The organism is Kitasatospora sp. NPDC057198, assembly GCF_042670125.1.
GTDB lineage: Bacteria > Actinomycetota > Actinomycetes > Streptomycetales > Streptomycetaceae > Kitasatospora.
On record NZ_JBHUWH010000191.1, the window covers coordinates 1 to 13,680 of the forward strand.

At 74.3% G+C, this 13,680-nt stretch carries 12 protein-coding genes; 3 read left to right on the forward strand and 9 right to left on the reverse strand.

Translation table 11 applies throughout. The features are described from left to right. Positions 1–77: 77 nt before the first annotated feature. From ACFUEL_RS21410 to ACFUEL_RS21420, 3 genes are all read left to right on the forward strand, one after another. On the forward strand, positions 78–269 hold the full coding sequence (locus tag ACFUEL_RS21410; RefSeq protein ID WP_380238052.1) for a hypothetical protein: 192 nt from the start codon (positions 78–80) through the stop codon (positions 267–269). A gap of 398 nt (positions 270–667) precedes the next feature. Further along, positions 668–1,600 (forward strand): phosphatase PAP2 family protein, encoded by a 933-nt coding sequence (locus tag ACFUEL_RS21415; protein WP_380238054.1) that lies wholly within the window; start codon positions 668–670, stop codon positions 1,598–1,600. An 84-nt stretch (positions 1,601–1,684) separates the two neighbouring features. After that, positions 1,685–1,960 (forward strand): DUF6343 family protein, encoded by a 276-nt coding sequence (locus ACFUEL_RS21420; RefSeq protein WP_380238055.1) that lies wholly within the window; start codon positions 1,685–1,687, stop codon positions 1,958–1,960. Between the two features lie 7 nt (positions 1,961–1,967). On the opposite strand, the gene ACFUEL_RS21425 is transcribed toward ACFUEL_RS21420, so the two are convergent. The 9 genes from ACFUEL_RS21425 to hpnC all read right to left on the reverse strand — a co-directional run bounded on the left by ACFUEL_RS21425 (position 1,968) and on the right by hpnC (position 13,546). After that, positions 1,968–3,359: an aspartate aminotransferase family protein gene (locus tag ACFUEL_RS21425; protein ID WP_380238056.1), complete on the reverse strand. Its 1,392-nt coding sequence runs from the start codon at positions 3,357–3,359 to the stop codon at positions 1,968–1,970. A gap of 22 nt (positions 3,360–3,381) precedes the next feature. Next, entirely contained in the window at positions 3,382–5,307 is a 1,926-nt protein-coding gene (gene dxs, locus ACFUEL_RS21430) for a 1-deoxy-D-xylulose-5-phosphate synthase (RefSeq protein ID WP_380238058.1), read from the reverse strand. A gap of 107 nt (positions 5,308–5,414) precedes the next feature. Next, entirely contained in the window at positions 5,415–6,440 is a 1,026-nt protein-coding gene (hpnH, locus tag ACFUEL_RS21435) for an adenosyl-hopene transferase HpnH (protein WP_380238060.1), read from the reverse strand. Positions 6,441–6,443: 3 nt separating this feature from the next. Continuing rightward, the gene (locus ACFUEL_RS21440) at positions 6,444–7,112 is read right to left on the reverse strand and encodes a 1-hydroxy-2-methyl-2-butenyl 4-diphosphate reductase (protein ID WP_380238061.1); all 669 of its coding nucleotides are present in this window, start codon (positions 7,110–7,112) and stop codon (positions 6,444–6,446) included. After that, a complete protein-coding gene (shc, locus tag ACFUEL_RS21445) occupies positions 7,109–8,992 on the reverse strand; it encodes a squalene--hopene cyclase (RefSeq protein ID WP_380238063.1) in 1,884 nt (627 codons plus the stop codon). The genes ACFUEL_RS21440 and shc overlap by 4 nt, the downstream gene beginning before the upstream one ends. 82 nt (positions 8,993–9,074) lie before the next feature. Next, a complete protein-coding gene (locus ACFUEL_RS21450; RefSeq protein WP_380238065.1) occupies positions 9,075–10,148 on the reverse strand; it encodes a polyprenyl synthetase family protein in 1,074 nt (357 codons plus the stop codon). A gap of 86 nt (positions 10,149–10,234) precedes the next feature. Continuing rightward, positions 10,235–11,632 carry a hydroxysqualene dehydroxylase HpnE gene (hpnE, locus tag ACFUEL_RS21455; protein WP_380238067.1) on the reverse strand — a complete coding sequence of 466 codons (1,398 nt, stop codon included), beginning with the start codon at positions 11,630–11,632 and terminating at the stop codon, positions 10,235–10,237. A gap of 94 nt (positions 11,633–11,726) precedes the next feature. After that, complete coding sequence (hpnD, locus tag ACFUEL_RS21460) at positions 11,727–12,584, reverse strand: presqualene diphosphate synthase HpnD (RefSeq protein WP_380238071.1); 858 nt, start codon at positions 12,582–12,584, stop codon at positions 11,727–11,729. A 41-nt stretch (positions 12,585–12,625) separates the two neighbouring features. Continuing rightward, complete coding sequence (gene hpnC / locus ACFUEL_RS21465; protein ID WP_380238069.1) at positions 12,626–13,546, reverse strand: squalene synthase HpnC; 921 nt, start codon at positions 13,544–13,546, stop codon at positions 12,626–12,628. Positions 13,547–13,680: the final 134 nt, after the last annotated feature.

Below are 13,680 nucleotides of genomic sequence, written 5' to 3' on the forward strand. Positions count from 1 at the left end.
GCCGGACCCCGGCGGCGGGCGCGCCCCGTCGGAGGGACCGCCCGGGCCCGCCGACGCTCCACCCACGGAGGATCTTCATGACCGATTCCACGGACAGCGAGTCCATGCCGACCCCGGACAACCTGCTGCACACCGGAGCGGAGAGCCCCGTCGACCCCGAGGACCTGGTGATGGCCTCGGGGCGCACCCCCACCCCGGAGCTGGTCGAGAAGGCCAGGAAGGACCTGGAGGAGCAGGGCGCGGCGGCCGTCGAACGACTGCTGCCCTGAGCCGGGCGGCGCCCGTCCGAAGCGGCGGCCGATTTCCCCGCAGACGGCCCGGAAGTGACCTGGGTCACGGGAAATCGGCCGCTCATTCGTTCTCGCACTACCCTCCGGGCAATTGGAGAAACCACCCGAATGCAGTCTTCCGGGCCGCCCGGAGAGCGTGATTTCGCCCACCCCCCGCCCCCTTTCCCGCCCCGCTACGCGCGTCCTGAACTGCCGCTATGGAGAAACGGGGTACGACACGTCACCACCGGGTGACAGAACCCGCGAATAGCCCGGCCGCCCCGCGGCCGACCGGTAATGTCGAAGCCGTGCCAGCCGATCCCGAATCCCCCGATCAGCAGATATCGACCGCACCACGCACCGTTCCGGTCCGTTCCGGTCAGGAATCTCCAACCGGAGTGTCAGAATCCGCATTCCCGTCGATCAGCCGGCGGCACGCCCTGCTCTTCGGCCTGGTCGGGCTGCTCTACCTGGCGGTGGTGCTGGCCATCCTGTACGACTCCCCGCTGGTCGACCTGGACTGGTCGCTGCAGCAGCTGCGGCCCTACAAGCAGTGGCCCGGGGCGCTGCCCTACCTGGACATCTGGGTGATCGCCGGGCAGCGCGGCCCGACCGCGATCGCGGCCTGCCTGTGGCTGGGCTGGCGCTGCTACCGGTCGCACTCGGCCCGGCCGCTGCTGGTGATGGGCATGGCGCTGCTGCTGCTGAACGTCACGGTCGGCGGGGTGAAGATCCTGACCGGCCGGCTGGGCCCGCACTACGCGCACTACGTGGGCTCGCCCGAGCTGTTCTCCGGCGGCAGCATCTTCCCCTCCGGGCACACCGCGAACGCGGTGGTCACCTGGGGCGTGCTGGCGTACCTGGCGACCCGCTGGCGGCGGACCGGCTCGGTGCTGGCGGCGCTCACCGCGGCCTCGATCGGGCTGACCACCGTCTACCTGGGCACCCACTGGATCTCGGACGTGTTCGCGGGCTGGGCGGCGGGCGCGCTGGTGCTGCTCTCGCTGCCGCTGGCCGAGCCGGCCGTCGCCGCACTGGACCGCCGGGTGCTGGCGGCCTGGCACCGGGAGGGCCACTTCGCCCGCCCGGCCACCGCGCCCCGGCCGCGCCCGGCGGCGCCCCGCCCGGCCTGGCCGGCCCCGGCCGGCCCGCTGCCGGCCAGCGCTCAGCCCGCCCAGGCGCGCTCCACGGTGCCGTCCCGCACCGTCAGGTTGAGCCGGTCGGAGCGGTACTCCATGGTCAGCAGCGCCTCCGGTTCCAGCACCCGCACGGTGCGCCAGCCCCGCTCGGCGGCCAGTGTCCGGGCCGGTTCCACCCGCAGCCCCGGATAGTCGTCCAACCGGTCGTCCATCGCCCCGCCTCCCCGTCGCCCGAACAGTCCTAGGCTGGAAAGGGTACGAGGGAGGCGGTTGCGTATGCGGCGCGCCAGAACGCCGAAGGTGTGGCTGAGCGGGACGGAACCGGCCACCGCGCGCAGTGACCTGAAGCTGCGGTTCCTGCTGTCGGTGCTGTTCCTGCCGTTCTTCGCGCTGTGCACGGCGGGCTTCGCGGTGTGGGCCGCGCTGGCCCCGGCGCACGGCGCGCCGAGCAGCGGGACGCTGACCGTGTTCGCGGTGGGCTGCGGGGTGCTGACCCTGGTGGCGGCGGCGGACCTGTGGGTGGTGGTGCGCCGCCGCCGCACCGAGCTGTAGGCGGGGCTCAGCGCGAGCCGACCGCCTGCTTGACCAGGGTGCGCCCGAAGTCCCACATCAGGCCGCTGCCGCGGTGGGCATCGTCCATCACCTCGGTGAAGGCGTCCAGGAAGCGGTCGACCTCCCGCTCGGTGACGATCAGCGGCGGGATCAGCTTGATCACCTCGAGGTGGTCGCCGGAGACCTGGGTGAGGATCCGGTGCCGCTGGAGCAGCGGGACGACCACCATCTGCGCGAACAGGCCCTTGCGGGCGGCCTGCAGCGCCGTCCAGCCGGTGCGCAGCTTGAGCGACTTGGGGCGGCCGAACTCGATGCCGATCATCAGTCCGCGCCCGCGCACCTCGGCGAGCAGCTCGTACCGCTCGGTCAGCGCGGCCAGCCGGGCCCGGAACAGCTCGCCGACCTTCGCGGCGTTCTCCACCACGCCCTCCTGCCGCATCACGTGCAGGGTGGCCAGTCCGGCGGCCATCGCCTGGGCGTTGGAGCCGAAGCTGGCGGAGTGCACCAGGACGCGGTCCATCGAGGAGTACACCTTCTCGAAGATCCACGACTTGCCGAGGGTCGCCCCGATCGGCACGTACCCGCCGGAGAGCGCCTTGGCGGCGCACACCAGGTCGGGGCGGACGCCCTCCTCGGCCTGGTAGGCGAAGAAGGTGCCGGTGCGGCCGACGCCGGTCTGCACCTCGTCGCAGATCAGCAGCGCCTTGTGGGCGTGCAGCAGCTCCTGGGCTGCGGCCAGCCAGCCGGGCGGCGGGGCGAGCACGCCCTTGCCCTGGACCGGCTCGACGATCAGCGCCGCCACGTCGCCCTTCTTCAGCTCCTTCCTCAGCGCGTCCAGGTCGCCGAGCGGGATCGCGGTGTCGGGCAGCAGCGGGTCGAAGCCCTTGCGGAAGCCGCCCTCGCCGTTGACCGAGAGCGAGCCGGCGGTGAGGCCGTGGAAGGCGTGGTCGCAGTACAGGACGCGGCGCCTGCCGGTGGCGTACCGGGCGAACTTGAGCGCCGTCTCGACCGCCTCGGTGCCGCTGTTGCCGAAGAACACCCGGTCCAGCCCGGGGGCCAGGGCGATCAGCTGCTCGGCGAGCAGGCCGGGCAGCGGGGAGCAGTCGAAGCGGGTCAGGTCGGCCGTCTCCAGCTCCATCACCTGCTCGATCGCGGACCGGACGGCGGGGTGGTGCCGGCCGAGCGCGAAGATGCCGAACCCGGCGAGCATGTCGAGGTACTCGTTGCCCTCGGCGTCGTAGAAGTACGGGCCCTTGGCGCGTTCGTAGTACCGGTCGAAGCCGATGGTGTGCAGCATCCGGGGCAGCTGCGGGTTGAGGTAGCGGGCGTGCAGCTCGTAGCGCTCGCCGCCCCGGGCGTCGAGCAGGGCGGCGAGGTCGAGCGGTTCGGCCTGGGTCACGCTGGTTCTCTCCGATCGGTGGCTACTTGCGCGGCACCCGGGGCCGGTACTCCTGGGCGCCGCTCCGCGTGCCGGGCAGCAGGCGGCGGGCGTAGGCGGCGGTCTGGGCGGCGACGCCGGTGCCGGTGAGCCCGATCTCCTCGAGGATCTCGCCGCGCGAGGCGTGCGCCAGGAACTCCTGCGGGATGCCCAGGTCGCGCAGCGGGGTGTCCACCTCGGCGTCCCGCATGGCCTGGGCGACGGCCGCGCCGACGCCGCCGGCCCGCCCGTTGTCCTCGACGGTGACCACCATCCGGTGCGCGGCGGCCAGCGCGACCAGCGCGGGGTCGACGGGCTTGACCCAGCGCGGGTCGACCACGGTGGCGGTGATCCCGTCGGCGGCCAGCAGCGCGGCGGCGTCCAGGCAGGCGGGGGCCATCGGGCCGACGGCGACCAGCAGCACGTCGGGGCTGGGCCCGGTGCGGGCCAGCACGTCGACGCCGCCGATCCGCTCGATCGCCGGGACCTCGGGGCCGAGGTCGCCCTTGGGGAAGCGCACCACGGTGGGGGCGTCCTCGACGGCGACGGCCTCCCGGAGCTGCTCGCGCAGCCGGTCGGCGTCGCGCGGGGCGGCCAGCCGCAGCCCGGGGACGACCTGCAGGACCGACATGTCCCACATGCCGTTGTGCGAGGCCCCGTCGTTGCCGGTGACGCCGGCCCGGTCGAGCACGAAGGTGACGCCGAGCCGGTGCAGCGCGACGTCCATCAGGACCTGGTCGAAGGCCCGGTTCAGGAAGGTCGCGTACACCGCGACGACCGGGTGCAGCCCCCCGGTGGCCAGGCCCGCGGCGGAGGCCACGGCGTGCTGCTCGGCGATCCCGACGTCGTAGGTGCGCCCGGGGTGCGCGGCGGCGAACGGGCCGAGCCCGACCGGGTGCAGCATCGCGGCGGTGACGGCGACCAGGTCGGGGCGCTCGGCGCCGAGGGCGAGCATCTCCTGGCTGAACACGGACGTCCAGGAGGCGCCCGCGGCCGGGGAGACCGGCAGGCAGGTGTACGGGTCGATCGGGCCCACCGCGTGGAAGCGGTCGGCCTCGTCCTGCTCGGCGGGCCGGTAGCCGCGGCCCTTGACGGTCAGGCAGTGCACGATGACCGGCCCGCCGAAGTGCCGGGCCTGGCGCAGCGCCTGTTCGACGGCGGCGATGTCGTGGCCGTCGATCGGGCCGAGGTACTTCAGGCCGAGGTCCTCGAACATGCCCTGCGGGGCGAAGGCGTCCTTGAAGCCCTTCTTGGCGCCGTGCAGCGCGTCGAACAGCGGCGGGCCGACCACGGGGGTGCGCTGCAGGGCGTCCTTGCCCCAGGCGAGGAAGCGCTCGTAGCCGCGGGTGGTGCGCAGGGTGGCGAGGTGGTGGGCCAGGCCGCCGATGGTGGGCGAGTAGGAGCGCTCGTTGTCGTTGACGACGATGACCAGCGGGCGGTCCTCGGCCTCGGCGATGTTGTTGAGCGCCTCCCAGGCCATGCCGCCGGTGAGCGCGCCGTCGCCGATCACGGCGACGGTGCAGCGGTCGACGCCGAGCAGCTGGTTGGCCTTGGCGATGCCGTCGGCGTAGCCGAGCGCGGTGGAGGCGTGCGAGTTCTCGATCAGGTCGTGCTCGGACTCGGCCCGCGAGGGGTAGCCGGAGAGCCCGTCCTTGGCGCGCAGCCGGCTGAAGTCCTGCCGCCCGGTCAGCAGCTTGTGGACGTAGCTCTGGTGGCCGGTGTCCCACAGGACGCGGTCGTGCGGGGAGTCGAAGACCCGGTGCAGGGCGATGCTGAGCTCGACCACGCCGAGGTTGGGGCCGAGGTGGCCGCCGGTGCGGGTGACGGCGTCGATCAGGAAGTCGCGGATCTCGTCGGCGAGCAGCGGCAGTTGCTCGGGGTGCAGGCGTCGGAGGTCGGCGGGCCCGGTGATCTGGCTCAGCAGTGGCATGGCGTACCCCTCACGGCCGGTTCGATGTGCGTAGGTGTCCAGCCTGCGGCCCGGCGGGCGCGGTCGCCTGTCGGCGTGGGCCGCCCGCGCCGGGCCCTGACCCGCGGTCAGCGGGCCTTGGGCGAGGCGAGGGTCTCGCGGGCGGCCCGGATCGACTCCTTGAGCGAGCCCATGGTGGCCAGCACGGCGGTCGGTTCGTACCCGCAGTGCGCCATGCAGTTGTCGCAGCGCGGGTCGCGGCCGCGGCCGTACTTGTCCCAGTCGGTCTTCTCGATCAGCTCGCGGTAGGTGGGGACGTAGCCGTCGGACATCAGGTAGCAGGGGCGCTGCCAGCCGAACAGCGAGTAGTTGGGGATGCCCCAGGCGGTGCACTCGAAGTCGACCTTGCCCTCCAGGAAGTCCAGGAAGAGCGGGCTGTGGTTGAGCCGCCAGCGCCGCCGGTTGCCGCCGGCGAACGCCTTGCGGAACAGCTCGCGGGTCTGTTCGACGCCGAGGAAGTGCTCCTGGTCGGGGGCCTTCTCGTACGCGTAGGCCGGGGAGATCATCATCTCGTCGACCTTGAGGTCGTCGTTGAGGAAGTCCAGCACCTCGACCACGGTCTGCGCGGTGTCGGTGTTGAAGAAGGTCGAGTTGGTGGTGACCCGGAAGCCCCGCCGCTTGGCCTCCTTGATCGCCTCGACGGCCTCCGCGAACGTCCCCTCCTTGGCCACCGAGGCGTCGTGCCGCTCCTCCAGGCCGTCGATGTGGACGGCGAAGGTGAAGTACGGCGAAGGGGTGAACCTGTCGAGCTTCTTGCGCAGCAGCAGGGCGTTGGTGCACAGGAAGACGTACTTGCGGCGCTCCACCAGCTGGCGGACGATCTCGTCGATCTGCGGGTGCATCAGCGGCTCGCCGCCGGCGATGGAGACCATCGGGGCTCCGCACTCCAGGACCGCGCCGACCGCCTGGGCGACCGGCATCCGCTGCTTGAGGACGCCCGCCGGGTGCTGGATCTTCCCGCAGCCCTCGCACTTGAGGTTGCAGGCGAACAGCGGCTCCAGCTCGACGATGAGCGGGAACTTCTTCCGTCCCCTGATCTTCTGCTGCATGAGGTAGGTGGACACGCGGACGGTCTGACGCAGCGGCATGGCCATGGCTTAGCTCGCCTCCTGGGGGAGCGTCGAGGGCTGTGGGTTCGTCGGCTGGGCGGGCGCGGCGACGGTCTGCCGGTGCCACGCGGTGAGGGCCGGGACGGCGGCGCGCAGGGACCGCCAGGCGCGCACCCCGGCCGGCAGGGTGCCGGGGCGGACCAGTTCCCGTTCGGGGGTGTCGACGACCACCCGCAGCACGGCCGCGGGCAGGTCGGGGGCGTGTTCGGCGCGGGCGGCCAGCACGGCGGCGGCCTCCATGTCCACGGCGAGCGCGCCCGCCTGGTGCAGCCGGGCCCGTTCGGCGCCGCGCACCACGCGGTCGGCGGTGCGGTGGGTGCCGAGGTGGACCCGCAGGCCGGCCTCCTCCAGCGCGGTGGCCAGCGCGGGCCCGGAGGCCAGCGGGTGGTCGCCGCCCTCGGCGTCGGTGACCCGGTCGGCGACGATCACCTCGCCGGGGCGCACGCCCGGTCCGAGCGCGGCGCCGAACCCGGCGACCAGCAGCGCGCCGTAGCCGCCCGCGTCGAGCAGCGCGGCGGCCCGGCGCCCGGCGGCCCGGCGGCCCATCCCGGTGCGGGCCAGCACCGGGGGGCCGCCGGCCGCGCCGGACCAGTCGCCGCCGCGCAGCGCCCATGCCTCCGGCCCGAGCGCGCACAGCACCAGCAGCGGCCCGCTCACTTGGCACCGCCCCGGCCGAGCGGGGTGCCGTGCACGTAGCGGCCGAGCGCGGTGACCGGGAAGACCAGCCGGTACAGGTGGTAGTTGATGGAGAAGTCCCAGGGGAAGCCGGTGCCGGTGAACTGGGGTTCGTCCCACGTCCCGTCCGGGCGCTGGGTGGCGGTGAGCCAGCCGACGCCGCGCTCGACCGCCTCGGAGTCGCGCTCGCCGGCCGCGAGCAGCGCCATCAGCGCCCAGGCGGTCTGCGAGGCGGTGGACTCGCCGCGGCCGGCCCAGGTGGCCGGGTCCTCGTAGGAGCGCATGTCCTCGCCCCAGCCGCCGTCCGGGTTCTGCCGGCCGGTCAGCCAGGCGACGGCGCGCCGGACGGCGGGGTGGCCGGGGGTGAGCCCGGCGGCGATCAGCGCGGGCACCACCGAGCCGGTGCCGTAGATGTAGTTGGTGCCCCAGCGGCCGAACCAGGAGCCGTCGGCCTCCTGGTGGCGCAGCAGCCAGGCGACGCCGCGCCGGGTGCGCGGGTCGCGGGCGCGGCCGGTCTCGGCGAGCATCTCCACCACGTGCGCGGTGACGTCCGCCGAGGGCGGGTCGATGACCTCGCCGAAGTCGCAGAACGGGAGCTTGTTGGGGAGCTTGCTGGTGTTGTCGGCGTCGAAGGCGCCCCAGGCGCCGTCCTTGGACTGCATGCCGAGGTTCCAGTCGACGGCCCGCTCGACGGCGCCGGCCAGCCCGGCGGTGTCGGGGTGGTCGATCCGGCGCAGTGCGAGGACCACCTCGGCGGTGTCGTCCACGTCCGGGTAGGTGTCGTTCTGGAACTCGAAGGCCCAGCCGCCGGGGGCCAGCCGGGGGCGCTTGACGGCCCAGTCGCCGCGGGTGGTGACCTCCTCGCCGAGCATCCAGCTGCCGGCCCGGACCAGGGCGGGGTGGTCGCCGGGCAGTCCGGCGTCGCGCAGCGCGATGGCGGCCAGGCAGGTGTCCCAGACCGGGGACTGGCAGGCTTCCATCCAGCGCTTGCCGTCCTCGGTGTGCACGGTGAAGGAGTCGAAGGCGGCGAGGCCGGCCTTCATCACCGGGTGGTCGAGCCGGTAGCCGAGCAGCCGCAGCGCGATCAGCGAGTAGACGGCGGGCGGCTGGATGCCGCCCCAGCAGCCGTCGGCCTCCTGGCGTTCGACGATCCAGGCGGCGGCCTGCCGCAGGGCCAGCCGGCGCACCGGCTTGATGGCGTGCCGGTGGTAGCGGTGCATCAGCTGGTCGAGCCGCTGGAAGAGGCCGTCCCAGCTGTGCGCGGGGGCGAGCGGCCGCTCGGGGTGGGGGTTCGCCGGGTCGGTGTGCAGTTCGGTGAGGCCGAACGGGGCGGGGCGGACCGGGCGGTGCGCGGAGACCACGGTGAGCGGGACGATCGTCTGCCGGGCCCACTGGCCGAAGGAGTAGATGTTCAGCGGCGCCCAGCTTGGCAGGAACAGCACCTCGGGGGGCAGCTCGGGGAGCTTCTCCCAGGGCCACCAGCCGAACAGGGCGAGCCAGATCCGGGTGAAGACCCGGCTGGCGGCGATGCCGCCGCGCTCGCGGACGAAGGCGGCGGCGGCCCGCATGTGCGGGGCGTCCGCGGCGTCCCCGGCGAGCCGGAGGGCCACGTACGCCTCGACGGTGGTGGAGAGTTCGGGCGGGCCGCCGTGGAAGGTGGCCCAGGTGCCGTCCTCCCGCTGCCGGGAGCGGATCCAGGCCGCGCTGGCCCGGGTCTGCTCCTCGGTGCGGATGCCCAGGAACTCCCTGAGCAGCAGGTCTTCGGCGTCCATGGTGACGTTGGTCTCCAGATCGCCCTTCCACCAGCCGTCGGCGTGCTGGAGTGACAGCAGGTGTGCGGTGGCGCGGCTGAGCGCCGCCACTGGTGAGGAATCGTCAGATCGTGCTACTGCAACTGAGGTTTGGGGTCCGAGCCTTCCACCCGCGGTTGCTGTCACTCTTACGTCACCTCTCTCTGACCACCACGAATTCGGCGAGTGCGACGAAGTGCTCGCGCACCTCGTCGGCCATGGGCACCTCGCCGAGGGCGGCGAGGGCGGTGTCGTACTGGCGGCGGGCCTCTTCCTGCGTCCAGGCCCGGCCGCCGGCCCGCTCGATCAGCGCGGCGCGGGCGGCGAGCACCTGCTCGCTCTCCTCGCCGCGGCCGGCCGGGTCGGCCAGCTGTGCGGCCAGCTCGCGGGAGGCGGCGCCCCCCTCGGCCAGCGCGGCGCACACCGGCAGCGACTTCTTCCGCGACTGGAGGTCGCTCCAGTGCGGCTTTCCGGTCACCTCGGTGGCGCCCCAGATGCCCAGCAGGTCGTCCACCGCCTGGAACGCCAGGCCCAGGTGGTGGCCGTACCGCTGGAGCGCGTCGGACACCCGGTCGTCGGCGCCGGCCAGCACCGCGCCGATCGCCGCCGAGGCCGCCAGCAGGGCTCCGGTCTTGCCGCCCTCCATGGCCAGGCACTCCTCGACGGTCACCGCGTCGCGCTGCTCGAAGGAGACGTCCAGCGCCTGGCCGTCGATCAGCCGCCGGGTGGCGGTGGTGATCAGCCGGACGGCGCGGGCGGCGTCGGCCGGGTCGGCCCCGCCGGTCACCGCGGCGTCCAGCAGGACCTCGGTGCCGAGGGTGGCCAGCGCGTCGCCGACCAGCACGGCCTGCGCCGGACCGAACACCGTCCAGGCGGTGGCCCGGTGCCTGCGCGTCTCGTCACCGTCCATCAGGTCATCATGGAGGAGGGAGAAATTGTGCACCAGCTCGACCGACACGCCGCCGGGTACGCCCACCTGCGCGTCCGCGCCCACCGCTTCGGCCGACAGCAGGGCCAGCGCCGGGCGCACGGCCTTGCCGCCGTCGCCCGCGGCGGGCTTGCCGTCCCGGTCGATCCAGCCGAAGTGGTAGGCGGCGACGGTGTCCATCGGTGCCGCCAAACGGGCGACGGCCGCGCGCATCGGCGGCGTGCAGAGCGTGCGTCCGCGCGCCAGCAAGTCGAGGACGGTCGGGGTGTCCTCGACCGTCGAGCCGGTGCGTGCCTCCACGTGCGTTCCCTCTCGGTACGTCCGGCCGGCCGCGGCGGGCGGCCGGACGGGTGCGGTGTCAGTGGTCGGGGGGAGGGGGCTCGGCGTCATCGGGGCCACCGACCGTCCCCCCGGTCGACCGGGAGCCGGCCGTGGCCGGCCAGGGCGGCGTCGGCCGCGGCGTGGCCGCTGCGGACCGCACCCTCCATGGTCGCTGGCCAGCCGGTGGCCGTCCAGGCCCCTGCGAGCAGGACGCCGGGCACCCCGGTGCGTGCGCCGGGGCGCAGCCGGGCCGTGCCGGGCGCCGGGTCGAAGGTCGCGGTGCGCTCCCGGGTGACGAAGAAGTCCAGCACCCGGGCGCCGCGCGCGGCGGGCAGCAGGCGCTCCAGCTCCGGCAGGTAGCGGGCGCGCAGCTCGGCGACCGGCAGGTCGATCTCGTCCTCGACGGCGGACTGCGAGACGGCCAGGTACTGGGCGCCGGGGACGTCCAGGCCGGAGTGCCGGGTGCGGTCGAAGACGAACTGCACCGGGGAGCCGAGCGCCGCGAAGAACGGGCGGCGGACCAGCCGCCGGTCGTAGACCGCGTGCACGTTGAGGATCGGGGCGGTGCCGAGCTCGGTCAGCCGGTGCTGGGCCGGGATCGCGCCGGGCGGCAGCAGGGCGGCCGCGGTGTCCTGGGCGCCGGCCAGCACCACGGTGTCGGCGGTGAGCAGCTCGCCGCCCTCCAGCCGGACGGCGTTCTGCTCGGCGGCCTTCAGCTCGGCGGCCCGGGTGCGCAGCCGGATCCGGACGCCGGCCCGCTCCAGCTCGGCCACCGCCCGGTCGTGGTGGATCTCGCCGAGCGGGACGTCCGCCGTGCCGATGTCGGCGGCGCCGGCCTCGGAGAGCAGGCCGGTCTTGAAGACCATCGCGGCCAGCGCCATCGAGGTGCGGTCGGCGGTGGCGTTCAGGGTGGCCACGCCGACCAGGTCCCAGACGGCGGCCACGGTGGCCGGGGTCTGGCCGTGCCGGCGCAGCCAGTCGCCGAAGGAGAGGTCGTCCAGCGCCGGGTCGGCGAGGTCGAGCTTCTGCAGGGCGAGCGCGCCGCGCACCACCCGCAGCCGGTCGGCCGGGGACAGGTGCCGGTAGGTGGCGAGGGAGCCGGCCAGGTGCAGCGGGACGGGCAGGTCGGCGCGGCGCAGCCGGCCGAGGCTGCGGGTGCCGTCGGGGGCGACCGAGAGCACCGGCACGTCCAGCCGGGGCTGCAGGCCGACCAGGCCGTTCGCGCCGAGCCGGTCGACCAGGCCGCGGTAGGCGGTGCAGCAGCGCAGGTAGACGTGCTGGCCGTTGTCGACGGTCAGTTCGCCGCGCTTGAAGGAGAAGGCCAGGCCGCCGAGCCGGGGGCGGGCCTCCAGCAGGGTGGTGCGCACGCCCGCGTCGGCCAGGCGGAGGGCGGCGGTGATGCCGGCCAGGCCGCCGCCGACGACCACGGCGGTGCGCCCGCGCTGCGCTGTCGGCGTGCTCATCGATCCTCCCGGGCCGCGGTGGACGGTGGGCACAACAACGTGCGCGTGCGTCGTGATTCCCCGTTGACACAGCGTGACAGAACTGGCGCGAGAATCAAGAACGCCCTCCGGCGAGCCCGGACAGTGCCACGTACGCCTTCTCCCAGCCCGGCAGGGAGACCCGGCCGCGGAGCACCGCGCGCGGGTCGGCGGCGATCCGGCCGAGCAGGCGGTGGTAGATGCCGGCCATCGCGGCGGTGGCGGCGCGGCTGCGGCGGTCGAGCATCGGCAGCAGCCGCAGGCCCTCCTCGAAGGCGCGCTGGGCGCGTTCGGCCTCGAAGGCGACCAGGCCGGTGAAGTCGGCCCCGGCCGGGAGGGCGGGCAGTGCGAAGCCCTGCTGGCAGCCGAACCGGACCAGGTCCTCGGTGGGCAGGTAGGTGCGGCCGTTCAGGGCGTCCTCGCGCAGGTCGCGCAGGATGTTGGTGAGCTGCAGGGCCAGGCCCAGGGTGTCGGCGTACTCGGCGCCGCGCTCCCGGTCCTCGCAGCCGTAGACGCCGAGCGAGAGCCGGCCGATCGAGCCGGCCACGCAGCGGCAGTAGACCTTGAGGTCCTCGAAGGTGGCGTACTCGACGCCCTTGAGATCCATCTCGACGCCGTCGACCAGTTCGTCGAAGCCGCCGAGCGGGATCGGGAAGCGGCGGGCCGCGTCCGCCAGGGCGACCTTGATCGGGTCGGTGTCGTCCTCGCCCACCGCGCCCGCCCGGACCTCGTCCAGCAGGACGCGGGTGCGGGCCAGCGCCTCGGCCTTCTGCTCGGCGGGCAGTTCGCCGTCGCCGATGTCGTCGACCCGGCGGGCCAGCGCGTACAGCGCCGACATCGCCAGCCGCTTGGCCTCGGGCAGCAGCCGGATCCCGTAGCTGAAGTTGCGGGCCTGCAGGGCGGTGACCGCCTCGCAGTACCGGTAGGCCGCCATGACCGGCGCGGACGCCAGTGGTGATGCCCCCACGCGGGCGCTCACCTTCCCTTCGCGAAGAGTGCCGCCGCCCGGCCGGCCAGGCGGCGCTTGTCGGGCTTCGCCCGGTGCGCGAGCACGTCGAACCCGGCCGCCTCGATGGCGTCCAGGGCCGCGTACCCGCCGGCGGTGAATCCCGCCAGCAGCAGTCGGAGCCTCCCGTGAACCGTACCCACCAGCGGCGCGCCGCGGTCGAGCAGGGTCCGGGCCCGGCTCGCCTCCCAGGCGATCAGCTGGCGCACGCCGCGGGTGGCGGCGGGGGCGGCGAGGTCGTCCTCGGTGACGCCGAAGGCGGCGAGGTCCTCCTGGGGGAGGTAGATCCGGCCGCGTCCGAGGTCCTCGGCGACGTCCTGGAGGTGCTCGACGACCTGCAGCGCGGTGCAGATCGCGTCGGACAGTTCGACCCGCTCCGGGGTGGCGCGGCCGGCCAGGGCGAGCACCAGGCGGCCGACCGGGTCGGCGGACAGGGTGCAGTAGCGGCGCAGGTCCGCGTAGGTGGCGTAGCGGGCGGTGGTCTGGTCCACCCGGTTGGCCTCGATCAGCCGGCGGAACGGCTCGGGGGTGACGGCGTGCCGTTCGACCAGCGGGACGAGGCGGCGCAGCAGCGGGTGCCGGGGCTCGCCGGGGTCGGTGCCCAGGACGGTGCCGTGCGGGGCCGGGTCGTCGCCGAGGGCGGTGGCGAAGACCCGGTCGAGGTCGCGCTCCAGGCCGTCCAGCAGGGCGAGCCGGAAGCCCTCGTCGCCGGGCGCGCCCGGGACGTCCAGCAGTCGGGCGACGGCGGCCGGGTCGGCGAGGTCGCCGTCGCCCGCGTCGTCGACCAGGCGGGCGAAGCCGTAGACCGCCATCAGGTCGCCGCGCCAGGCGGCGGGCAGGGAGCCGGGGGCGACCGGGAAGTTCTCCAGGTCGGCCTTGTCCAGCGTCACCGCCGCTGTCTGGTTATCTGACTTAGTTGAATCCGACACTGCCGTCACTCCCCCGTTCTACACCGGGCCGCACCGCCACCGCGCCACGGACACGCATCCGTCGCCGCCCCTTCACCCGCCGCACGGCGCAGGGC